The organism is Bacillus sp. XT-2, assembly GCF_025696525.1.
Lineage (GTDB): Bacteria > Bacillota > Bacilli > Bacillales > Bacillaceae > Bacillus > Bacillus halotolerans.
Genome location: NZ_JAHVOC010000004.1, coordinates 172682 through 195779 on the forward strand (window position 1 = coordinate 172682; position 23098 = coordinate 195779).

General features: G+C 44.2%; 18 protein-coding genes. 10 read left to right on the top strand and 8 right to left on the bottom strand.

Annotation, left to right across the window (positions count from 1 at the left end):
* Window positions 1-21 precede the first annotated feature (21 nt).
* Window positions 22-3726, bottom strand: a complete 3705-nt coding sequence (gene addA, locus KXD37_RS12900; RefSeq protein WP_188323670.1) for a helicase-exonuclease AddAB subunit AddA — start codon at window positions 3724-3726, stop codon at window positions 22-24.
* Window positions 3713-7213 (bottom strand): helicase-exonuclease AddAB subunit AddB, encoded by a 3501-nt coding sequence (addB, locus tag KXD37_RS12905; RefSeq protein WP_263463605.1) that lies wholly within the window; start codon window positions 7211-7213, stop codon window positions 3713-3715. The genes addA and addB overlap by 14 nt, the downstream gene beginning before the upstream one ends.
* 183 nt (window positions 7214-7396) lie before the next feature.
* Between addB and KXD37_RS12910 the strand changes: the two genes are divergently transcribed.
* The gene (locus tag KXD37_RS12910; RefSeq protein WP_044156482.1) at window positions 7397-7834 is read left to right on the top strand and encodes a ferritin family protein; all 438 of its coding nucleotides are present in this window, start codon (window positions 7397-7399) and stop codon (window positions 7832-7834) included.
* Window positions 7835-7962: 128 nt separating this feature from the next.
* Entirely contained in the window at window positions 7963-8277 is a 315-nt protein-coding gene (locus KXD37_RS12915; RefSeq protein WP_044156484.1) for a four-helix bundle copper-binding protein, read from the top strand.
* A gap of 34 nt (window positions 8278-8311) precedes the next feature.
* Here KXD37_RS12915 and KXD37_RS12920 read toward each other — a convergent pair whose 3' ends face one another.
* Window positions 8312-10042 (bottom strand): SgrR family transcriptional regulator, encoded by a 1731-nt coding sequence (locus KXD37_RS12920; protein ID WP_263463606.1) that lies wholly within the window; start codon window positions 10040-10042, stop codon window positions 8312-8314.
* A 115-nt stretch (window positions 10043-10157) separates the two neighbouring features.
* On the opposite strand from KXD37_RS12920, the gene KXD37_RS12925 reads away from it, so the two are divergent.
* Together KXD37_RS12925 and KXD37_RS12930 are read left to right on the top strand one after the other, a co-directional pair.
* Window positions 10158-11360 (top strand): MDR family MFS transporter, encoded by a 1203-nt coding sequence (locus tag KXD37_RS12925; protein WP_263463607.1) that lies wholly within the window; start codon window positions 10158-10160, stop codon window positions 11358-11360.
* A gap of 107 nt (window positions 11361-11467) precedes the next feature.
* Window positions 11468-12622: an AbrB family transcriptional regulator gene (locus tag KXD37_RS12930; RefSeq protein WP_101863817.1), complete on the top strand. Its 1155-nt coding sequence runs from the start codon at window positions 11468-11470 to the stop codon at window positions 12620-12622.
* Window positions 12623-12795: 173 nt separating this feature from the next.
* Here the strand turns inward: KXD37_RS12930 and ntdR are convergent, their stop codons facing one another.
* The gene (ntdR, locus tag KXD37_RS12935) at window positions 12796-13785 is read right to left on the bottom strand and encodes an NTD biosynthesis operon transcriptional regulator NtdR (RefSeq protein ID WP_024120832.1); all 990 of its coding nucleotides are present in this window, start codon (window positions 13783-13785) and stop codon (window positions 12796-12798) included.
* A gap of 105 nt (window positions 13786-13890) precedes the next feature.
* Between ntdR and KXD37_RS12940 the strand changes: the two genes are divergently transcribed.
* The 5 genes from KXD37_RS12940 (at window position 13891) to KXD37_RS12960 (ending at window position 18933) form a co-directional block, all read left to right on the top strand.
* The gene (locus tag KXD37_RS12940) at window positions 13891-15216 is read left to right on the top strand and encodes a DegT/DnrJ/EryC1/StrS family aminotransferase (protein WP_263463608.1); all 1326 of its coding nucleotides are present in this window, start codon (window positions 13891-13893) and stop codon (window positions 15214-15216) included.
* Complete coding sequence (ntdB, locus tag KXD37_RS12945) at window positions 15188-16033, top strand: kanosamine-6-phosphate phosphatase (RefSeq protein ID WP_127695524.1); 846 nt, start codon at window positions 15188-15190, stop codon at window positions 16031-16033. The genes KXD37_RS12940 and ntdB overlap by 29 nt, the downstream gene beginning before the upstream one ends.
* Before the next feature lie 17 nt (window positions 16034-16050).
* Window positions 16051-17103: a glucose-6-phosphate 3-dehydrogenase NdtC gene (gene ntdC, locus KXD37_RS12950; protein WP_024120829.1), complete on the top strand. Its 1053-nt coding sequence runs from the start codon at window positions 16051-16053 to the stop codon at window positions 17101-17103.
* Window positions 17104-17174: 71 nt separating this feature from the next.
* Window positions 17175-18380 (top strand): glucose/mannose transporter GlcP, encoded by a 1206-nt coding sequence (gene glcP, locus KXD37_RS12955; RefSeq protein WP_106020592.1) that lies wholly within the window; start codon window positions 17175-17177, stop codon window positions 18378-18380.
* A 355-nt stretch (window positions 18381-18735) separates the two neighbouring features.
* Window positions 18736-18933, top strand: coding sequence for a hypothetical protein (locus tag KXD37_RS12960; RefSeq protein WP_032731040.1), 198 nt, complete (start codon window positions 18736-18738; stop codon window positions 18931-18933).
* Window positions 18934-18959: 26 nt separating this feature from the next.
* Here the strand turns inward: KXD37_RS12960 and KXD37_RS12965 are convergent, their stop codons facing one another.
* From KXD37_RS12965 to KXD37_RS12980, 4 genes are all read right to left on the bottom strand, one after another.
* Window positions 18960-19487 carry a MarR family transcriptional regulator gene (locus KXD37_RS12965; protein WP_151174900.1) on the bottom strand — a complete coding sequence of 176 codons (528 nt, stop codon included), beginning with the start codon at window positions 19485-19487 and terminating at the stop codon, window positions 18960-18962.
* A gap of 76 nt (window positions 19488-19563) precedes the next feature.
* Window positions 19564-21063 carry a monooxygenase gene (locus tag KXD37_RS12970; protein WP_188323665.1) on the bottom strand — a complete coding sequence of 500 codons (1500 nt, stop codon included), beginning with the start codon at window positions 21061-21063 and terminating at the stop codon, window positions 19564-19566.
* A 198-nt stretch (window positions 21064-21261) separates the two neighbouring features.
* Complete coding sequence (lepB, locus tag KXD37_RS12975) at window positions 21262-21762, bottom strand: signal peptidase I (protein WP_024120824.1); 501 nt, start codon at window positions 21760-21762, stop codon at window positions 21262-21264.
* Window position 21763: 1 nt separating this feature from the next.
* Window positions 21764-22384, bottom strand: coding sequence for a TVP38/TMEM64 family protein (locus KXD37_RS12980; protein ID WP_106020595.1), 621 nt, complete (start codon window positions 22382-22384; stop codon window positions 21764-21766).
* 155 nt (window positions 22385-22539) lie between these two features.
* On the opposite strand from KXD37_RS12980, the gene KXD37_RS12985 reads away from it, so the two are divergent.
* Window positions 22540-22902: a hypothetical protein gene (locus tag KXD37_RS12985; protein WP_095713683.1), complete on the top strand. Its 363-nt coding sequence runs from the start codon at window positions 22540-22542 to the stop codon at window positions 22900-22902.
* Window positions 22903-23098: the final 196 nt, after the last annotated feature.

Sequence of the window (23098 nt, forward strand, 5' to 3'; positions counted from 1 at the left end):
TCCCGGAGCTTATGGATCTCGTTATAAAGTCAGAATGTGCCCTCCGTCAAAGAAATAAAGCGCACACCCTTTTACCTTCGTTTGAGCAATTTGTTCAACGGCCCTTGTGTACAGCTGAATTTGCGTTTCATATCTCTTTTTCAGGATCGGGGCTGCTCCTTCAAAGCCGTGCTGGAATTTACCCTCAATTCGGTCTGTTTTATAGTCCAGCAAATATAAGCCATCCTCTGTTTCGTAGAGACAATCGATGATCCCCTGCACCAATAGCGGCTCATCCGCCTCTTTCGCATCAGGATAAATCTCTTTTGCCGGAAGCGCCAAACTGAATGGAACTTCGCGGTTCTTCCATTTAGCGCCGATCAGTTTTTCGCCAATTTCCGTATGGAAAAATTGAACGATTTCCTCGATATTGATAGCGGATTGCTGTTCTTCGGTGAGCAGCTCTTTTTCATAAAGATGCTGCACTGTCCGCTCCGCTTCTTCTATCGTCGGCACATGTGTCAGCGGAATATGCTGCATGACCGTATGCATAGCTGTTCCTTTTTCTGCTGCTGTCAGGCCTTTTTTCATCATGAAAGCCGGGCGTCTGTACAGAATGCTTCCATCAGCCGGTTTAACGGGCGCCCGTCCGCTGTATTCGTCTTCGTACTCTCTTCTTCTCTTAATCTCAGAAACGGACTGCTTCGTGCGAATTTGTGTCACCTCGTGATGCGAATACTTCCAAGCCAGCCGCTCGCGAGCTTTTTCCTCAAATGCAAACGGGCCGGGAACCGGTTCACCACGGCGGATCGCTTCAAGACGTTCACTTTTTTCTTCCAGTCTCTCTTCCAGCTCATCATCAAGCAGATCATATGAATGGATCATTTGAATAGCAAAGCGGGCCGGATGGCCTGATATATCAGAAACCGCTGCCGTACCGCCCTCAGCTAAAGACTCCAAGTCTCTGTGTCTGACAAGAGCTGGTCCGATGAAATCCAAATACGTTTTCGCCTGATAGCGGTCAAATTCTGGCAGAAGCCAGTCAGCTTGGGACGCGGATGCCTGCCATTTTGCCAGCTGTTTCTGATGATCCTTGCATGAGCCTACAAGAAACAGCTTTTCCTTTGCCCTCGTTAAAGCAACATAGAGGACACGCAATTCCTCAGACAGCAGTTCCCTGCGCATTTTTTTCTTCATCGCGATGAGCGGAAGCGTCGGATAGCTGATGCGCCATTCAGGATGGATAAATTTCGTGCCAAACCCAAGCTCCTTGTCCAGCAGGTAGGATTTGTTGAGATCCATCATGTTGAAATTCCGGCCGAGTCCCGCTGTGAAGACGACTGGAAATTCGAGCCCTTTGCTGCTGTGAATCGTCATCAAACGGACAACATCCTCCTGTTCGGTCAACGCTCTCGCCGTTCCCAGATCATCGCCGCGTTCCTGCATGCGTTCGATAAACCTCAAGAATCGAAACAGGCCGCGAAATGCCGTCGATTCATATTGGCGCGCCCGGTCATAAAGGACGCGCAAGTTAGCCTGGCGCTGTTTTCCGCCCGGCATCCCGCCGACATAATCCATATATTTTGTGTCGCGGTACACTTCCCAGATCAGCTCGGACACCGAATGGTTTTTCGAAAAAGCGCGCCACTTTTGCAAATGTCCGTAAAACGTTTGCAGCTTTTGATAGAGCTCATCGTTTCGGTCGCCGGCTGCCAAATAGTCTTTCATTGCTTCATAGTACGGCGCCTTTTTGTTTTCAAGCCGGATCAAAGACAGCTCGTTCTCGTCAGCACCGACAATCGGTGAACGCAGAACGGAAGCAAGCGGAATATCCTGATACGGGTTATCAATCACCTTCAGGACAGAAAGCACCACAGACACTTCTACCGCATCAAAGTAGCCTGATGTTAAATTGGCGTAAACCGGTATGCCCTGAGCTCGCAGTTCCTCCATGATTTGCGGCGCCCACGGCATCGATCGCAGCAAAATCACGATATCGCGGTATTGAATATTGCGATGTGTCTTCGTTTTCCCGTCATATACTTTAAATGGCGATGAGATCAGCTTGCGTATTTCTTTAGCGATCGCTTTAGCTTCGAACTGCACCGTTTCCAGCTCTTCCGCTTCCTCGCCTGCGTCCGCCTCCTCTGACTTGTCAATCAGCAGCAGCTCTGTTTCCGTTTCGTTGTTTTCCGGATACGCCGCTCCGAGTTTCAGCTCAGCCTGTTCATCATAATCGACCTCGCCGATTTTGCCGCCCATCAGCTGTTTGAACAAAAAGTTTGTGCTGTCTAAAATATCAGCCCTGCTTCGAAAGTTTTTGTTCAAGTCGATTTTCCGGCCAGTACCTTCTCCGCTCTCTGTAAACCGTTTGTACTTTGAAAGAAAAAGAAGCGGCTCCGCAAGCCTGAATCGATAAATCGACTGTTTGACATCTCCTACCATAAACAGGTTGCCTGTCTCTTCCGGCCCGCTTGTGACGAGCTGAAGAATGGATTCTTGCACCAGGTTGGTATCCTGATATTCATCGACAAGCACCTCATGAAACTGCTCTTGATAAAATCTTGCCGCCTCACTCGGCTCACGTTCGCCTTTTTCGTTCACAGCGGTCAAGATGGACAGGCAATAATGCTCCAAATCAGAAAAATCGATAAGCGATTTCTCCTGCTTCGCGGCTTCAAACCGTTTCCCGTAGCTGATAACAAGCTGGACGAGTGTTTCAATGACAGGCTCCATGTCAGCCAAACTTTTTACATGCTGCTCCGGGCTTCTGGTGAAGTAATCGGTTTTAAGTTTTTCAAGCAGTTTTTTGGCGCCATTTCTTAAGTCTGTCGCTTCATCAAGCAAGACGGGATCGAACTCGTCCCCTTTCACCGCTTTTGCACGCTTAAAGGAGACAGCGGGCACGCGTTGATAAAGTTCATTGAAGTCATCCTGATGCTGAATCAGGTCATCAATCTGCGCGAGATCATCGAGAAAATTTTCAGCGCGCGGCGCAGGTCCGCCCGGCGCTTTTGTCAGCTCAAGGGCACGCTGCAGCTTTTCCTTTGCTCCGTTCAGCACCATCGCAATATCTTCTTTGACATACGGATAAAACGGCAGTTCCTCGATCGCGCTCTTTTCTGTTACATCATACAAATGAACAAAGCTTTTCAGCCATGTCTCCGGATCAGGATGGGAACGGGAATACTCGTACACCTGTTTCACGAGATATTGCAGATCTAAGTCATGCCGGTCAGTCGTGTAGCGGTCGACAAGCTCAAAGAACGCCTTATCACCCTTTGCATATTCATCCTCAAACAGCTCATCAAGCACCTCGTCCCCGAGAAGCTCGCCTTCTGTCTGATCAGCAATCCGAAAGCCCGGATCAAGATCAATCAGGTAGTAATATTTTTTCAGCACCTGCAGGCAAAACGAATGAAGCGTTGAAATGCTGGCCCGGTTTAACAGCGACAGCTGGCGTCGGATATGCAGTGATCCTGGGCGTTTCACCAGCTCTTTTTCCAGTGCATCCGCGATCCGGTGTTTCATCTCTGCCGCTGAGGCGTTTGTAAAGGTGACAACGAGAAGCCGGTCTACATCAATCGGATTTTCTTCCGCCGTGATTTTCCGGATCATTCTTTCGACAAGAACAGCGGTTTTACCGGAGCCTGCCGCCGCTGCCACAAGGATATCCTGGCCGGTTGAGACGATGGCATTCCACTGGTCATCTGTCCATGTGCTGTCTGCCGGTTTAGGAATGTTCATTGCCATCAGCCTCCTTCTTTATCCAATCAAGTACCGTCTTGTCCTTTTCGGCCTTTAACAGACGATACTCGTTTTCTTCTAATGATTCATCAAATTGGCATACTGATTTGAACGCACAGTATGTGCAAGGCGTCTTGTTCTTCATTTTATACGGCTCAATGGATACGCGCCCGTCAGTGATTTGCTCGCCTGCTTCTTGGAAGGTGCGGCGCACATGCTTCGTCAACAGTTCAAATTCTTTTTCACCGACTGCCGCTGAATCCGATCTGAGTGAGCCGTCTTTCTTCAGGCCCGCATTGATGATATTTGATCTTCCTTCTTGAAGGGTTGTATCCATGAGGCGAATCGCTTCCTGATCACCAAGGAGGAGGCCCTTCATCTTAAATTTCTTAAAAATTTCCTGTTCAATTTCATCAAGTCCGAGCGGAAGATTCGATTGGATCATCGGGTCATGAATATGGAAATACAGCACTCCGGCCGGCGTGGCTTTCATTCCTAGCCAGTCTAACGAATGTGTAATCGATAAATCCAGATACGTCAGCATTTGCAGCGCAAGTCCGTAATACACTTCCGCCAAGTCAAGGCCTTTATCGCTGGATTTATAGTCGACAATTCGGAGGAGCAGGCCTTTAGAGCTTTCCGCTTTATCCACGCGGTCAATCCGCCCGACGAGCTCCATCGTACAGCCGTTTTTCAGCTTAAAGGTAAGCGGCGGGAGCGGGCCCTTTCCGCCAAAGCCCAATTCAAGGCCGATCGGCACGAATCCGCTCGCTTTTGCATGCTCGCTTAAAATGCCGGATACGCGTGTCACAATTTTTTGCAGTTTTTCCTTCACGTAATAATGTCTGTTTGAACTGAGCAGAATTTCTTTTTGCAGTTTCGGCGCCAGCCGCTCGACCGCATCATAAGAAAACAGCTCGCACTGCTCCTTCGTTAGGTCGCGCCAATCTATTTTTTGCTCACGAAGCCGGTCTGAAATCAGTTTTAAGCTGGAGTGAAACAGCTGCCCGATATCCGGTGCTTCAAGCTTGAAAAATTGACGTTCCTTCAGATGCAACCCGTGGGACGCAAAATGGGAGAACGGGCAAGCGTTAAAGGTTTCCATCCTCGACACGCTCCCTTGAATGCGTTCACCATAGAGCTGTCTCGATACAGAGCGTTCAAGCTGCTTGACTTCATTTCGGAAAAACAGGCTAGAGAAAAGCTTTTTCGATTCCAGCCTGTCAGGTTCATTCATCAGCGCATTATACGCGCTCCACCAGACGTCGCTGATCTCATATTCCCTCGTCCATAATCTGAGCTGGCTAGCGGTGTATGATTGCGCCACGCTTTTATTGACAAGGTACATAAGCTGTTCCTCATCGCTGACCTGCTCCGGTTCATTTGTCAATAGACGCTCACGATGCTGCGGAAACAGTTCTTCCAGCCGCTTGATTACAATCGACGGCAAAAGCGTTTTCCCTTCCGCATCAGCAATCGGATACGTCACATAAAGGCGATCAGACGGGCTTGAAAGCGCCATATAGATGAGGAAATGCTCATCAAGCAGACGCTCCCGCCCGCCGGAGGAAAGCTCAATACCTATCGTCTTCAGCCACTCACGATCATCATCCGACAGCACCCCGTTTTCGTCAGGGCGAGCCGGCAGGACGCCGTCGTTTGCCCCGATCACAAAGGTGCATGAGGTGCCGTATATTCTGGACAAATCCATATTGCCGACAAACACCTGATCAAGCGCCGGAGGGATGAGAGAGAATGTCAGCGACTCTGCACCGGTCTCCATCATTTGCTGAAACAAATCGAGAGAAATTTCATCTTCGCCCATCATTTCCACAAACTCCTCAAGCAGCTGAATGACTGCATCCCACGCCTGCTGGTGCTGCTGTGCTTCAATGATTCTGCCGTCTTCCTCAGCCCGCTGTCTTTCCTGATCCAGCTTCAGCGGCACATCTGTCTCTTCTAAATAACGGTAAAGCGCCTCCGCCTTCTCTTGAACCGTTTTTGCTTTTTTCATTCGTTTCTGCAGCTGGAACAGCGGCGGAACAATCCAATCGCGCGTGTCATTCAGCATGTTTTCTATTTCGATTTCTTGATCGGTCTGCGCAAATTCATCATCTAACGACACAAAACGTCTGTAATGGAAACGATCACCCTTTGTCCAGCGATCGCCTTTGATCCCGTAAGCGATACAGTAATTCTCCAGCTGATCAACCTGCTCTCTTACCTTGGCCATCGGCTGGTTAAGCGGGAATAACAGTTCGGTTTTCACGCAGCGGAACACCGCTTCATAACGCCAATTTCCCTTTAATACGTCAAGGCTTGACCGGATAAATTCTACTAACGGGTGGTTCAGCATAGATGTTTTCCCGTCAATAAAATAAGGAATCTCGTAATCTGCAAATACTTCCTTGACCATATCCTTATAGTCTTCCGGCTGACGCGCTAGAATCGCCATATCCTTGTAACGGTAGTCCTTCTCTCTGACAAGGCTGTGGATTTCCCGGGCAATACCTTCCAGCTCTGCTCGTCTGTTTGCGGCCTGCATCACGGTAAAAGCCTCTTGTTTCTCAGCAAACGGAATAACCGGACGCGCTTCATACTGTGCTTCTAAATGGGCTAATTCCGGTGCGCGCTTGTGCCGCTTTGATTCATCAAGCTCTTTATAGGTGATGTCCAGATTCAGTTCCTTTGCCGTCTGGTGGAGGCGATAATACGTTTTTCCCGTCATTCTGAACAAATCAAGTTCCTGCGGCTCCCCCTCATGTGACGGCTTGTCCGCTGTGAGTGAAAACGTGATATGCTCTGCCTGAAGCATAAGCTGCTCTAACACCCTGAATTCCTGCGGTGTAAACTGATAAAAGCCGTCTACATAGACATGTGCCCCTTTCAAATCTTCCGCCTGCGGGATATGCTCTGCCAATAGTGTCAAATAATCCTCAGAATGAAGATACTGATCCTCAAGGCTTTTTTCCATCTGCTGGTACAGGATCGATAAATCATGAAGCTTTTCAGATAAAACACGTTCCCCCCGATACTCGGAAGCTGTTCCGCTATCCGCCATCCGTCGAATATCTTCCGGTTCCAGACAGTATCTCTTAAACTCAGTCAGCATCCGTTCTACCTGTGCGGTAAAACCGCTTTTATCACTTGCTTTTTGATAGACTTTAAACTCCTGTTTGTGCTCTTCAATGAGCTTCCGCAGGAGCATCTGTACGCCCGTGCTCGTAAGAAACGGCCTGCTCATTCCTCCCGTATGCTGGAGGACGCGCCAGGCCAGTCGTGAAAAGCTGAAGACTTGAGCACGAATCATGCCGCCCGTATCAGGCGTTTTAGCAAGCTCGTATTCCATTAAAAACGTCATTTGATCCGGGACTAGAAAAATGATCGGTTTCCCGAATGGAGCCCGGCGCAGTTCATCTTGAATGCTGTCGATGATCAGCTTCGTTTTTCCACTCCCGGACCTGCCTACTAAAAACTCTGCTCCCAAATTAGAAGACCCCTCTCTTTTTATCTGTTTATATTTTATCGAACATTGACGAAAATGACCAATCTGATCTATTGGTAAAAACGGCCTTTTCACTTATGAGAAGCTGAATTTCTCCGCACATGTTTTCTGGCCTCACATATACTTTTACAGAAGCCCAATTCCTTAAGAATGGAGTTGAACCCCTTGTATTACAGCTATTTTCCTTATCCAGCGCAATATCGGGAAGACCCTGTTTTGATTCAAAATCTCCAGAAAGCCATCAACGGAGAATTCAGTGCGGTTCAATGCTACCGCAGGCTTGCTGAACTTGCCCACCCTGCCGATGTCAGAAAACAAATTGAAGAAATCAGGCGCGATGAGATCCGCCATCTCCGTGATTTCTCCTCATTATACGGAGCCATTACAGGCAAACCTATCATGCCGAAACAAACAGAAAAATGCCCGGACACTTTTACAAGAGGACTTGATGCCGCTTTTAAAGATGAACAGAAAACCGTTGACTTTTACTTACGCGCAGCTGAGGAAACCTCAAATGTAAAGGCAAAGGGTATCTTTACGCGCGCCGCACGAGATGAACAAAACCATGCTGTCTGGTTTTTATACTATTTGATGGATCGCTAGCACCCGTTTTGATCGACACGACCAGATTATATTTACACCCATCTCCCCCTAAAACACACTCCACTGTTTTTCTTAACCTCAGCCGGGAAACATAAAATCATACACGAACATATGAGGGGGAATCAAGCATGCAGCAAACCATTGAAGCTTGTATCACATGTATGGAAGCTTGCAACCATTGTTTTACAAAATGTTTGGAAGAAAGTGCGCACCACGATCTGAGCGGCTGCATCCGGCTTGACAGGGAATGTGCGGATATTTGCGCGCTGGCAGTGAAAGCCATGCAAACGGACAGCCCCTTTATGAAAGAAATTTGCGCACTTTGCGCCGATATTTGTGAAGCCTGCGGCACTGAATGCGAAAAGCATGATCATGATCATTGCCAAGCGTGTGCGACGTCTTGCTTTGCCTGCGCCGATCACTGCCGCAAAATGGCTGCGTAACAGGAAGATAAGAGGGGGCAAATGAGAGCCCTCTTCACTCTTTTGACAGCCATACAGAGTAAAAATCAATCCACCCCTCTTCATCCAGCATCAGACCCTCAACAGTTTCACTCGATGCAACCTCAAGCACATTTTGATACAGCGGAATCGCGCTGACATCGCCTATAAGCTGACGGTCAATTTGTTTTACTATATTCATTCTGGAAGGCAGGTCGCGCAATGAGAAAAACCGTTCTATCATTTCTGAAAATGTCTGTTTCTGTTCATCTGAAAGATGCTGATGCAAAAAGCTGTTCTCCGAAAGCAGCAAATGCAAAAAACCAAACTCGCTTTCTTCATAAAACGTTGCGCTGTCATGAATGATGTCAGCCATTTGTACGATTTCCGGGCGGCGCAAATCGGCAGCAGCACAAAATTCCAGGTCAAGCCTAATGCCGTTCCGTTCACAAACCTCTTGAATCCATGCTGCGTCCTCGCGATGATCTGTTTCAGAAAAGGTAAACAGTGACAGCGTTTCCCCCGCATATCCGCTTTTTTTTATTAATTCCGCAGGTGAAGCATATCCCCAGTCAAAAGGCGCCGGGGGGAAAAAAGATGATACCGGAATGCTTCTGTGTCCTCCCGCCTCACGAACGAGCTGTTCAGATGAAATCAGCAGCCGAAGGGCTTTTCTCAAGCTTGGATGCTGAAGCGGCCCTTTCTTTCTGAGGTTTAGTGACAAATATTGAACATGCCGTTCTTCAAAAACAGTTTGCCGCTCAGGAGGTTTCTGTTTTTCTCGAAGGGTAAAACCGTACATATCATCTGCTTGCTCAGAAAACACAAACTCAATACGATCTAAGAATGCCCGGCCCTTAAAGTACCAATCGTTGGCTTGAAGAATGAACATGTGTTCGTCATGCTGAACAAGGCAAAAAGGTCCCGTCCCATTCACTCCGCCGTTCATTTCTGCCGGCAGGATAGACAGCCGTTCATCACAAAGAATATATGGCAAAAGCTCATTCGGCTGATCGAGCTCAATGTCCACACAAAAAGGCCCTTTCTCTGAAATCCGTTCAACACCTTTCAGCAGCCATTTATATGGATTTTCATCATGATCCATAAAACGCTGAAACGTAAATACAACATCCCTTGACGTCAATGGCTTTCCATTATGAAAAGAAACGCCTTTCCGAAGAAAAAATCGCCACCTTTTTTTCCCTGCCTTATTCCATCCGTGGATCAAATGCGGCTGCGGCTCTCTCTTTTCCCGATCAAATCGGAGCAGTGTATCATAAATCTGCTTGACAAAATGGCCCTCTGACCGCAGAAAAATCCTGCACGGATCAAAACTGCTTACCGCTGCTGGGGCTATAAACAAGCGCAGCACATCCTGTTCACCATCCTGTCCGGTTTGTGTTACAAAACCGAATACCTCAGAAAACCACATGTCATACATATTTTGAATCCCCGGAAATGCCGGCTGATAATGGTCAAGCAGTCCTTTTGCTTTTTCAAGTTTACCGGCTGTTGTATATTCCTTGGCAGTTTGAAGCAGCAAATCTTCCGGCTGACGGAGAAAAGCGATTTTTGATTTATGGCCGCGCCCCGATCCGCTTTCGCGAATGATCCATTTTTTGCTCTCCATCTTATGTAAAATCAGCTTCGCATTTCTCTCTGTACAATATAAACAAGCCGCAATCTCACTGAGCGGCATTTCCTTCATCTGTCCCGGTTCGCCGCTCTCAGCTTTTGCGAGCGCCACATAGTGGTCAATCAGCTTCAATCCCTGCACCTCCTGACAAAAAAGGGGAATCTTTTTCTCTTATTTTCTTCTCTTTTTGGCCCGCCGCCCCTTCTATACACTACTACTATATCAAACAGCGAAAGGCGGAAATCACATGTTTATCCTCTTCCAATCAATTAAATCCCGCTACACAGCACCCGTTTGGCTCCGATTTTTCGGCGAAATGCTGACAAGCCTGACAGGGGCCATGATGGGGCCGTTTATGGTGCTGTATCTGCATGAGCAATTAAACGAAAGCGTAATGCTTCCCATGCTTATCATCAGTCTTCAGCCCTTCGCTGATATTTGCCTGACACTCATAGCGGGACGTGTGACAGATCAGCTCGGACGGCGAACAGCGATCCTGACTGCCCTGCTTCTGCAAACAGCGGCAATGGCGGGTTTTGTTTTTGCTCATGATGCGTATTTTTTCGCTTTCCTTTATATCCTCAACGGCATCGGCAGATCCCTGTACATTCCTGCATCACGCGCACAGATCGCCGAAAGCACGCCGGAAAGCAGACGTTCGGAAGTTTTTGCCGTCATCAATGCCATCTACTCAGCAGGCTTGGCGGCAGGTCCGCTGCTTGGGCTGCTGCTGTACGCTCATGATCCCGTTTGGATATTTGCACTAGATGCCGCGGCGCTGTTCATTTATTTTCTTATCGCCGCCTTTAAATTACCAGAAACAAAGCCGCTAAAAGCCGATCATCCCGCAGCATTATCCGCGCGTTTCACAAGATATCGGCCTGTTTTGATCCTTTTGCTGCTTTCTCTCCCAATCAGCATGTTATACGCGCAAACAGAAACGACATACAGGCTGTTCAGCAAAAGTATGTTTCCTGATTACCTGTCCATGCTGGCAATCTACTCGGCGGCAAAAGCTTTATTAAGCTTTGTTCTTCAAGTCCCTTTAGTAAAATGGACAGAAAAGTTTCCGATGAAAGCGATTCTTCTCATCACCTATATCAGCTACTCACTTGCGGCCGCCGGCTTTGCATTCTCAACATCTTTAACGTTGCTTATGCTGACTGCTGCCGTGATGACGGTTGGAGAAAGCATCGGACTCACTCATATCCAAACCTTTATTTCCCGGCTGGCGCCGCCGCATATGCTCGGCCGTTTTTATGCGATATACGGCTTGCATTGGGATATTTCACGGTCAATCGGACCGCTGGCCGGCGGACTGATCCTGACTTCGTTTGGCGGGGAAATCATGTTTTACAGTCTTTCCGCTTGTCTTCTCGCCGCCGGTTTCTTGCAGTCTCATATCATGGAGAGGATTGAATATAAGGTCATAAGAAAAATCAATGGCTGACAGAAAAAAATTCATAATTTCTTTATCAACAAAAATATACTATAGTAATCATACATTCACTACATGAACAATTGGAGCTGTAAGTTAATAGGAAGAAGGGTTTTATATTGAAGAAAGACAAAAATCTCCTCACAGATCTATGGTTTATCGCAATCAGTGCAGCCGGGGGGTTTATTCTTTCGTTAACCGGAATATCGATCGGATGGATGATCGGAACGCTGATTGTCGCCTGCTGTCTTGCTATGATACGGCCGGCTTGGCTGATGATGGCGCCAGACCAAAAAGGAATTAACCGCCGGTGGCTCGCTCTCGGGCAGATGATCCTCGGCATTGAATTGGGCCAAAAGCTGAACCTATCCGTTCTGTCTGTCCTCAAAGATCATTGGTTTTCGGTCGGCATCATGCTGATTTTATCGATACTTCTTGCCATGCTGTCAGGCTATGTGCTGTGGCGTTTCAGCAAAACGGATATGATGACCAGCTTTGTCGGCACGGCTCCCGGCGGACTGTCCGCCATGCCGAGTATTGCTCAGGAGGTCGGTGCCAATACCGCTATTGTCAGTCTCGTTCAAATGATGCGGGTGCTGCTCGTGGTCCTGTCTATTCCGTTTTTGGTTATCCTGATTTACGCTAAACAAGATGGCCCTGCAAGTGCCGCAACACAAACGGTATCCGCTGCTACGACAGAAATCGGGCTCGCTCCCGTACTGTGGACCGGCGTTCTCATTTTCATTGCCTGGGGAGCTTGTAAAGCGGCAAAATATTTAAAATTTCCCGCTCCGTGGCTGCTCGGCAGTATGCTCGGTGTAGCGGCCGTGCACATAGGCGGCGCTTCAATAACAGGCCATGACATGCTTGCATGGTGGCCGTCACAGGCCAACCATCTTTCGCAGATATTTCTGGGGGCTACAATCGGTTCTAAGATGTACAAAAGCATGTTTGCCGGCGTTACACGTATCATGATCGTCGGTTTCATTTCATCAGTCGGCTTAATTGCCGCTATGCTTTTAAGCGCGGTGATCGTTTCCAAACTGACAGGGATTTCGCTGATCACCTCTGTTTTGGCATTTGCACCCGGCGGCATTGCAGAAATGGCGACGACGTCTGTTACATTGCATGCCGATTCCACCTTTGTCGTTGCGGTTCAGGTCATACGCGTCATCCTTGTCATCGCCCTCTTGCCGCCGTTTTATCGTCTGCTTCACCATCTTCACGGGGAAAAAAAAGGCAAAGAGAGTTCGATAAGCGGCAGCAATGCCTAGTTAAAAAAGGAATACTTAGGAAAAAAAGGGCAGGAGCGACTCTATTCTGCAGAGTATGGAGACTTCAAAATGAGGCAGGAAAGTGAAATTTCCTGATTGAAAAAGAGGTTATATATGATAACCTCTTTTTTCTATACAAAGTGATAAAATGATAAAGAAGTGAAAATCTCTAGTTAAGTTGATTCTCTTATAATAAGATTTGTTGGCAGTTTAATAATTTTTCTGTTTAAAGAAGTGTTCCCCGAAATATACTCGATTATTTTCAACACAGCCTGTTGACCTAATTCTATTATGGGAATATCAATTGTTGTTATGGTCGGAGTAACGACTTGGCAAATCGAATGGTTGTCAAAACCAATTACAGCTAAGTCTTCTGGAACTTTAAAGCCATTTTTTATCGCCTGTTTAATAATCCCTGCGGCGACTTGATCATTTCCTGTAAATATTGCTGAGGGTCTGTCCTTTAGATCCTTTATCTTATGAAAAACACGAAAGCCATCCTCGATATTAAACAATTCGCCGAATATCCATTCGTTTCTATGATGTAAATTGTAATCTTGTAAAGCTTTCAAGTAACCCTCTCTCCTCTGACATTGAGCTTCGCTATATGGAGTATCAAAACAAAATCCAATTTTTTTATGTCCTCTTTCAATTAAATGTGCTACCCCCATGTATGCGGCTTCAAATTCATCATACCCAATGATCGTGATGTCCGCTGAGTGATGATATTCATTACACAATAAGATAGGACCATACTTTAAGAAAGGGGATATCTTATCCCATTCATTTTCTAAAGTTCCAAGAATAATGCCATCAACTTCTTTATGTTTCAATAACTCTAATAATTCCAGCTCTGTCTGTTTGTCATAAAAGGTTTGAAATACAATGACCTTGTAATTCTTAAACAGCGCTTCATGAGAGACCCCTTTTATTAATTGAGCAAAAAATGGATGGTCGATACTCGGAACCGATAAAGCTATCGTTTGTGTCTTATTTCTCCTAAAATTCCGAGCTAAATAATTGGGAGTGTAGTCAAGATCGTTAATAGCCTCTAAGATCATATCTCTTTTTTCTTTTGATACATAAGGATGATTATTCAATACTCTTGATACTGTGGTTTTAGACACATTGCACAATTTTGCTATTTCATCAATTGTAGGCATATTTTCCCTTCCTCAAAAAAGTTATTGACATGTTATCGGTTTCAGAAATTAGGATAAATTTGTATCAAATTTTCCAGATTATAAAAATCATTGGAGGTACTGTTCATGCAAAAACAGGTTAGAGTTTCAGGTAAAAGTAAAGAAAACATGTTATTGCTAAAACACTTAAAAGGTGACATGCAAGGAAAAGAACTTGTTATTGAAGACAGTATTGCAAACGAGCGGTGGAAACAAGTATTAAAAGAAAATACAGATATTGAAAACGACCTTTTCAACTACCAAAAAAATCGTGAAATCAGTAAAGTCCCTTTTATGCCTGTAGACAGATTAATAACCAATGATGAAGTGGATGATATCTTAAATACTTTAACTAAAGTTTTGCCAACTGGAAAATTTACGAGTGGTTCCTATTTAGAGCAATTCGAAGATGTTTTATCTACATATTTACATAAAAGGTATGTAATTGCAACTAGCAGTGGAACGGATGCTATTATGATAGGATTATTGGCTTTAGGGTTAAACCGCGGGGATGAAGTGATCATGCCAGCTAATAGCTTTTCAGCTACTGAAAATGCTGTGTTAGCTTTGGGAGGCGTTCCTGTCTATGTAGATATTAACCCGCAAACATTCTGCATCGATCCTAACAAAATCGAGGAAGCAATAACTCCTTATACAAAATTTATTCTGCCTGTGCATTTATACGGAAAACATTCAGACATGAAGCATATCCGTCAAATCGCAAATCGTTATCAATTGAAAGTAATTGAGGATGCTTGCCAAGGAATTGGACTGACAGACTTAGGAAAGGATGCAGACATCACTACATTAAGTTTTAATCCATATAAGAATTTTGGTGTATGTGGTAAGGCTGGAGCAATAGCAACTGATAATGAAGAACTCGCTAAAAAATGCATTCAATTTAGTTATCATGGTTTTGAAGTAAATGTGAAAAATAAGAAAGTCATCGATTTTGGACTTAACTCAAAAATGGACAATTTACAAGCAGCTATTGGTTTAGAGAGAATGAAGTATCTTTCATTAAACAACTTCAAAAGACTGTTTTTGGCGGATAGATACATTACTCAATTAGCAGAATTACAGAATAAAGGTCTTATTGAATTACCGGAATTAAGTGAAGATCATGTGTGGCATCTGTTTCCTATTAAGGTAAGAACAGAAGATAGGACAAATATCATGACGAAATTAAATGAAGGTTTTGGTGTTCAAACAGATGTATATTATCCAATCCTGTCTCATATGCAAAAAACTCCTTTAGTACAGGACAAGTATACAAAACTCCAATTGGTTCATACGGAAAAAGCTCATAGTCAGGTACTGCATTTGCCATTATATCCGTCATTTACTTTAGAAGAACAAGACAGAGTAGTGGAGGGTCTGTTTCATGTTATTAAGCAAGAAGTCAGAGTATAAAACGTTATCCAAGGTTGACCATCCTAAGTATATTGTTTTTTGTGATTTTGATGAAACGTATTTTCCGCATACAATCGATGAACAAAAACAACGTGACATATATGAACTCGAAGATTATCTAGAACAAAAAAGTAAAGATGGGGAACTGCTCATCGGATGGGTTACCGGGAGTAGTATAGAATCTATTCTCGATAAAATGGGACGAGGAAAATTTAGATATTTCCCGCATTTTATAGCTAGTGATCTTGGAACTGAAATTACGTACTTTTCAGAGCATAATTTCGGACAGCAAGATAATGAGTGGAACAGTCGTATAAATGAAGAGTTTAGTAAAGAAAAGATTGAGATACTTGTAAAACAGTTACATGAAAATCATAACATTCTTTTGAATCCGCAAACTCAATTAGGAACGTCACGGTATAAGCATAATTTTTATTATCAGGAACAAGATGAAATAAACGACAAGAAAAACCTATTAGCAATTGAAAAGATCTGCGAGGAATACGGAGTTTCAGTTAATATAAATCGTTGCAATCCCTTAGCAGGTGATCCAGAAGACAGCTATGATGTAGATTTTATACCCATGGGAACAGGAAAGAATGAAATTGTAAAGTTTATGTTAGAGAAATACAACCTAAATACTGAAAAAGCTATCGCATTTGGAGATAGCGGAAATGATGTTCGGATGTTACAGGCAGTAGGAAATGGATATCTACTTAAAAATGCAACACAAGAAGCCAAAAATCTGCATCAATTGATAACCGATAGTGAGTACTCAAAAGGAATTACCAATACCTTGAAAAAATTAATTGGATAATGAGGAGGAAATAGAGTATGAAGAAGATTGGTATCATAGGTGCAGGCGGTATTGCAAGAGCGCACGCAACTGCTTTATCTACAATTAAAAATGCAGAGTTAGTAGGGGTGTATGACATAAATCAACAAAATGCGGAAAGCTTTGTTAAAACTTTCGGTGGGAAGACATATGAAAATGTAGATGAACTAATTGATGTCTCAGAAGGTTTAATTGTAGCATCTCCAAACTTTTGCCATAAAGAACATGCTTTGCAAGCATTAGCAAAACATAAGCATGTATTGTGTGAAAAGCCTATGGCTATTTCTCTTGAAGAAGCAAGCATTATGAAAGATACTGCTGAAAGGTTAGACGTAAGAGCTAGTATGGGATTTAATTATAGATATTTGTCTTACGTAAATATCTTAAAAAGCTTAATTATCAATAATGAACTAGGTAACATACTGTCCATAAAAGTACACTTCAAGAAAAATAGTGCACTTAGACGTAAGAAGTTTACTTGGAGAGATGACGCTAATAGTAAGAAGACCAGCGGGTCATTGGGGGATCTGGGTATTCACCTTATCGACATGGTATGGTATTTGTTCGAGAGTGATTTCATCACAGAATCAGTAAGGGCAAAGATGAACACAAATGTAAAAACAAAAGAGGATAAACAGGTACTTGTAGATGACTATGCAGAAATTTATGGTCAACTGAAGAACAAGGTATTTGTAAATATCATCACATCAAAATGTTCTGTACCTGAAGACTGCGGTTTTAGCATTGAGGTAGTTGGACACAAAAAAGAGTTTAAATACCACACAGGCAATCCTCACGTTTACAAGCTCATAGATGGCTTGAACGTGGTAGACTGCCCAGTGCCGCAAAGTCTCTTAAACGATCCGCCAAACGAATTTTATGGGTGGGCTGATTCTTTTAGAAGCGAGTTAATCAATTGGATTTCATCAACTCAGAAAGATTGGGTTGAGATCCCTTCTTTTAACGATGGTTTTAGATCTCAGGAAGTATTAGAAATGTTCTTTGAGAAAGATAGCAACTCTCAAACAATGTCTGTTTTAGCAGTCAACTAGTATTTCGAAGAGATAAGTTACTGAAAAAGCAGGAATTTATTTTCCTGCTTTTTCATATAGGGGTGTAATGAATGTTAAGAGGGACATATTTATTTGGATATGCTTTCTTTTTCACAGTGGGTATTATCCATATATCAACAGGAAGTTTGACACCATTTCTTTTAGAGTCTTTTAACAAGACAACAGATGATATTTCGGTCATCATTTTCTTTCAGTTTACCGGATTCCTAAGCGGGGTATTAATCGCACCGTTAATGATTAAGAAATACAGTCACTTTAGGACACTTACTTTAGCTTTGATCATAATGCTTGCAGCGTTAAGTATCTTTTTTCTCACTAAGGATTGGTATTATATTGTTGTAATGGCTTTTCTCTTAGGATATGGAGCAGGTACATTAGAAACGACAGTTGGTTCCTTTGTTATTGCTAATTTCGAAAGTAATGCAGAAAAAATGAGTAAGCTGGAAGTCCTCTTTGGATTAGGCGCTTTAACTTTCCCATTATTAATTAATTCCTTCATCAATATCAATAACTGGTTTTTACCGTATTACTGCATATTCACCTTTTTGTTCGTCCTATTAGCAGGGTGGTTAATTTTCTTATCCAAGAACCGAAAGTACGCTAAGAATGCTAACCAGCAAGTGGCCTTGCCAAATGTAGGAGCATTTCAATACTTTATAGGAGACAGAAAAAAATCAAAGCAATTAGGCTTTTTTGTATTTTTTGCTTTTCTATATGCTGGTATCGAAACAAATTTCGCCAACTTTTTACCTTCAATTATGATAAACCAAGACAATGAACAAATCAGTCTTATCAGTGTCTCCTTTTTCTGGGTAGGGATCATCATAGGAAGAATACTGATTGGTTTCGTAAGCAGAAGGCTTGATTTTTCTAAGTACCTCCTATTTAGTTGCAGTTGTTTAATTGTTTTGTTGATCGCCTTCTCTTATATAAATAACCCAATACTTCAATTGGGTGGCACATTTTTGATTGGTCTAAGTATAGCGGGCATATTTCCCATTGCTTTAACACTAGCATCAATCATTATTCAAAAGTACGTTGACGAAGTTACAAGTTTATTTATTGCTTCGGCAAGTTTCGGCGGAGCGATAATCTCTTTCTTAATTGGATGGAGTTTAAATCATGATACGATCTTATTAACCATGGGAATATTTACAACGATGGCGGTAATTCTAGTAGGTATTTCTGTAAAGATTAGGAGAACTAAAACAGAAGACCCTATTTCACTTGAAAGCAAAGCTTCAAAAACACAGTAAAAAACGTGTGAATTAAAGATACTAATAGACATATCGTAAGTAAGAAGAGGACTTAATGTCCTCTTTTTTATCAGGAGAAAACAGTGTTTTAGCAAGGGAGATAGTAGATGATAGAAGTGATTATGATTCTGTACCTGTCCGAGATACGTTCAGGTAACAAGCAAAGGTATTTACAGAATTGTTTTATGATACATCCATAAATCAAGGTATACTAGACTGTTGCTCCCCATCAAAAATAATTCCTAAATTTCCTCAGCATATTCTGAGGAAGCATCAAAAGCCAAAGATCGAATTTTGAGATTAACCGAAGATGCATGTAAACTAAAGGAGAAATCATAAAATTAATAGGGGCGTTATGATGAAAAAGATTTTTAAAGGGAGTTTGCTGCGCGACAACCCCGAGAAAGCAATGCACTTATATTATGGAATATGTTTAGGAATCTGGCTGATTTATAATTTGGTGACATCCAGCTCCCCTGGACTGCCGCTTATCATTTTAGCCGGAGGAAATCTGATTTACCTTACAATCTTGAAAAAGAAAGAAGAAACGTAAAAAACACGCACCTCAGTGCGTGTTTTTTATTTGAAAACGTTGTGAAACCCCTCTTCCATTTCTTCTGAGGACGGATACCATTTCGTCGCCAGATCCCGGAACAGCCTTTCCGCAAACAGAATCTCTTCCTCTGTATATCGGTCAAAAAAGGAAAGAAAACGCTGCTCAACCTTTTGATGATAGTATAGATGCAAGCTGTGCAGCTTCTTCCCTGCCGGCGTCAAACGGAAGTAGACCTCCTTCTTATTATCGCTGAGCTGTGTTCTGTGAAGAAAGCCGGCGCCAAGCAATTTTGTGCTGATGCGTGACACCGTCGCTTTCGTCGTATTCATTTTGTCGGCAATCGAAGTGACATTGATCGGCTCATGCTCCCCCACACAGGAAAGAACATGAATTTCTGTCATCGTTAATTGAGATTTTTGTCCGTGCTCCTGATCCAGCTTCTTCATTTCATCAGCCAAAAAGACTTTTATGAGCCCCTCCCATTTCTCCTGCTGATGAATCAGTTCCGCATATAATTCAAAAATGTTGCGTTTCGTATGGTCTGTATTCATCGGATTTTCCAACCTTTTTCATTCAATTGTTTCTTATATCATAACGTTTTGTTACAGATGAAACAATCGATTTGTGTTACACACGGCTGGCAATCGGGAGCCAGCGTCTGATACCTGATTGAATCACTTCTGCCGTATCTGGCCCGGCGGCATCGACTGCCCAGGCGGCATGGCCATCAGGCCGAACCAATACAGTATGCACGTCTCTCCACTCTTCACGCGGTTCTGCAAGAGAAGCACACACTGTGTGCAAGCCTTTAAATGGGATGTGGTCATTATCAGCTCCTTGTTTCAGTGACAGCAAAACGTATGCCCCGTTATGCAGGCAGTTATAGAGGCGTTCCATACTGCCATCAGGAAGCCGCAGTTCCACATCCGGAAGTCTTTTGCCGTTCAACCGATGCGGCGGCATGTTTTGGTCAGCTTCATACCCGACATCGATTGCAGAAATTTGGCCCGCTATAAAGCGATTCACATCGGGAAAAGCAAGCATATCGGACACCATGCTTCGCAAATGGAGACCGGCCTTCGTGAAATCCATCAGCCGCGTCTGCGCCTCTGTGTTCCGAAGAAGATCTTCCGCCACCGGATGCCGCTCTGCGTGATAGCTGTCCAAAAGCCATGAAGGTGCAGAGCCGCCGACAGCCGCCGCAAGCTTCCATCCAAGGTTCATGGCATCCTGAAGACCGACATTCAGCCCTTGGCCGCCAGCAGGAAAATGAATATGTGCTGCATCGCCCGCAAGAAAGAGTCTGCCGCTCCGATACTCCTTCGCTTGACGGGAGGCATTCCCGAATCGGGACATCCACGTAGGCTCGTTTAAGCCAAAATCAGTTCCGCATATCCGGATGAGATCTGTTTTCAGCTCCTCTTCTGTGACAGGAGCATCTTTCGGCGTCTGCGTGCGGTAAGGGCTGATCAACACAACGCGATACCGGTCAGGAGAAAGCGGAACAATCATGACTCCTCCCTCTGTCGTACAAAGCGACAAAACTCCTGATGGCGGCGGAGAAAGAAGCTTCACATCACCAAGAGCTGCGGTGACGGTGCTGTCTGTTCCAGGAAACGCAATTCCCGCCTGTTTCCGAACGACGCTCCCTGCTCCGTCAGCGCCAACGGCAAACAGGCTGCTCAACGTCCGCACAATGCCTTCCCGATCCTTGAAAATGGTTTGCACTGCCTCTTCGTTTTGCGTTACCGTTAGCACCTCTGCCCCCCGTAACACCTCTGCCCCCAGGCTTCGCGCACGTTCCTCAAGCAGCTGTTCAGTCTCGGTCTGCGGAAGCAATAGCGTATAAGGACAGCTCGTATCCAGACTGGAAAAATCAAGACGCGTATCGAGCATTGAAAAATGGCCGGAAGATATCTTTTTCCCACGAGACGCAAAACGCTCAAGCAGCCCTCTCATTTCAAAAAGCTCAAGCGTGCGGGGGTGCAGCGTCAACGCCTTCGAATACGGCACTGGCTGTTCAAGCCGCTCAAGCACGCATGTTTTTACCCCTGCTAATGCCAGCTCAGAAGCCAGCATCAATCCAACCGGTCCGCCTCCGATAATAACTGTTTTGTAATCCATCATGAGATCACTCCTTTTGTTTTATCTGCAACTAAACAAAAAGCCTAAGAAAAAAAGAAATAAGTGTTAATGAATATTTCATTTTGTTACACACGTAACAAAAATAATTATATCGGGTGACAAATGATCTCGCAACATATTTTTCCAACCAGCACAAAAAAGACGCCTTTCAAATGGCGCCTTTTTCTCAGTGTACAGTTCCTAATCCGAAATGACTCCGACAATGTCTTTTTCCCTGATCGGACCGAAATGCCGGCTGTCAAAGCTATATATGCGATTATCTCCGATTACAAAATATTGCCCCTTCGATAACGTCTTTTTCCCTGTCGTTTCTTTCAGTGAAAAATCTCCCGTTACATGGCTTCCGGCAGATACAGATTTCAATGGTTTCAAAAATGGTTCAGCCACCTGTTTTCCGTTCACATACAGCTGATCGTCATTATATTTGATCGATTCACCGGGCAATCCAATGACTCGCTTTATCAGCACTTTTTGATCAGGGCCTTTAAACAAAACAATATCAAAACGATGGATGGTTTTGAATCGATGTGAAAATTTATTGACCAACAGTTCGTTCCCTTCCTGAAAAGTCGGGTTCATGCTGATGCCTTCTACTTTGTAATCAATAAAGACGGCATTTTTGACTTGAATGGCGAGAACTACGGACACGACACCGGCAAGAAACCAAAACCGTTTTTTCATGTTACTGTCTCCCTCCATCATGCTCACGCTGGCTGGCTCTCACATGCAGATGCCGTTCCACCCTTTTGCCGACATACCATAAGACAGCAATCACCAGAACGGCAATAACCGTGCGAATCGGCTGTGTGATCAGCGCGTGAAGATCATATCCGATGAAGCTGATCATAAAAATCATGACGAGCTTTCCCGAGGCTGCCGCCAAAACAAACGGCCGCGTCCCGATCCTTGACAAACCGGCGACCACATTCACCGCGGCAGACGGTGTAAATGGAAAACAAAGCAGCAGAAACATCGGGCCAAAACCGTGTCTTTCCACCCATAACATAAGCTTTCTGACAGACGGATGCCTGCGGATGAATCCAAGAGCTCTTCTTTGTCCATAATGACGGACAATGAAAAACACGAGAATGGACCCCGCTGTTGATCCGGCCCATGACAGGATGAAGCCTTCCCACAATCCAAACGAATTTGTATTCGCCACCACAAAAACGATAAGCGGCAAAAACGGAAGAAATGCTTCAATTAAAGGCAGCAGCACAGCAATAAGCGGACCGAAAGCCCTATAGCTTTGAAATAATTCAGTTAAACGATCCTCTGTCAAATAGTATAAAAATTGCTCCAACGTTTATACTCCTCACCGGGTTTGTCTATTCTTATTCTACACATTCTCGGCGAAAAACTAAAAAGTTTTGGTGATTTTTTCTGTCTTGAAACATTTCACCAGCCGATATAGAATATAACAAGAACAAACGTTCCCTTAAGAAAGAAGGAGTTACCATGCCGCATTTGCAGCCGGAAGGATATGAATTGATAGAGCGGGCTCTCTTTTTGCCTATGGTCATTACCATTTTAAACCGCGATCTCGGCGGAATTGAGAAAAGCTCATTAAAATTGAAACACCCTTATATACAACTTATCAACGAATCATTAAAAATAGCACAAAAGGATCTGATTGAGGTCAGAAAAGAGCTGAGGAAAAGAAAAATCGCCATCCACGAGGCTGAGCGTGATGAAGCCTTTACGCTTTATTTATTTGTCATCGATGGCTACGAAGAAAAACACCGCTATTTTAACCCGCGAATCCGGGAGCAAGTAAGCAGTTTGTTAACATACTATTTATTTGCGCCGGACTCGCCATGAGTCTTTCGAATCATTCTGTATTCCCCTCCTTGCGCCCGTCCCCCCTTCTAGCTCCTCAAGAATAAATTTCAGACAATTCACACTATACAAACAAAATAAATTTATTTATAATTCGTACCACAGCCTTTCACTCCCCAAAAAATGACATGTGCCGCCAGATTAGCGACATGATTTGCAGCCCGCGCATGACACGCAC

What these genes read in the sequence shown, in the direction of transcription:
- KXD37_RS12915 (WP_044156484.1), top strand. Translation starts at nt 7,963, where the DNA reads ATGCAGCAAACCATTGAAGCTTGTATCACATGTATGGAAGCTTGCAAC.
- lepB (WP_024120824.1), bottom strand. Translation starts at nt 21,762, where the DNA reads ATGAAAAAACGGTTTTGGTTTCTTGCCGGTGTCGTGTCCGTAGTTCTC.
- KXD37_RS12965 (WP_151174900.1), bottom strand. Translation starts at nt 19,487, where the DNA reads ATGAATACAGACCATACGAAACGCAACATTTTTGAATTATATGCGGAA.
- glcP (WP_106020592.1), top strand. Translation starts at nt 17,175, where the DNA reads ATGTTAAGAGGGACATATTTATTTGGATATGCTTTCTTTTTCACAGTG.
- addA (WP_188323670.1), bottom strand. Translation starts at nt 3,726, where the DNA reads ATGAACATTCCTAAACCGGCAGACAGCACATGGACAGATGACCAGTGG.
- KXD37_RS12925 (WP_263463607.1), top strand. Translation starts at nt 10,158, where the DNA reads ATGTTTATCCTCTTCCAATCAATTAAATCCCGCTACACAGCACCCGTT.
- ntdR (WP_024120832.1), bottom strand. Translation starts at nt 13,785, where the DNA reads ATGCCTACAATTGATGAAATAGCAAAATTGTGCAATGTGTCTAAAACC.
- KXD37_RS12940 (WP_263463608.1), top strand. Translation starts at nt 13,891, where the DNA reads ATGCAAAAACAGGTTAGAGTTTCAGGTAAAAGTAAAGAAAACATGTTA.
- KXD37_RS12970 (WP_188323665.1), bottom strand. Translation starts at nt 21,063, where the DNA reads ATGATGGATTACAAAACAGTTATTATCGGAGGCGGACCGGTTGGATTG.
- ntdC (WP_024120829.1), top strand. Translation starts at nt 16,051, where the DNA reads ATGAAGAAGATTGGTATCATAGGTGCAGGCGGTATTGCAAGAGCGCAC.
- ntdB (WP_127695524.1), top strand. Translation starts at nt 15,188, where the DNA reads ATGTTATTAAGCAAGAAGTCAGAGTATAAAACGTTATCCAAGGTTGAC.
- KXD37_RS12960 (WP_032731040.1), top strand. Translation starts at nt 18,736, where the DNA reads ATGATGAAAAAGATTTTTAAAGGGAGTTTGCTGCGCGACAACCCCGAG.
- KXD37_RS12985 (WP_095713683.1), top strand. Translation starts at nt 22,540, where the DNA reads ATGCCGCATTTGCAGCCGGAAGGATATGAATTGATAGAGCGGGCTCTC.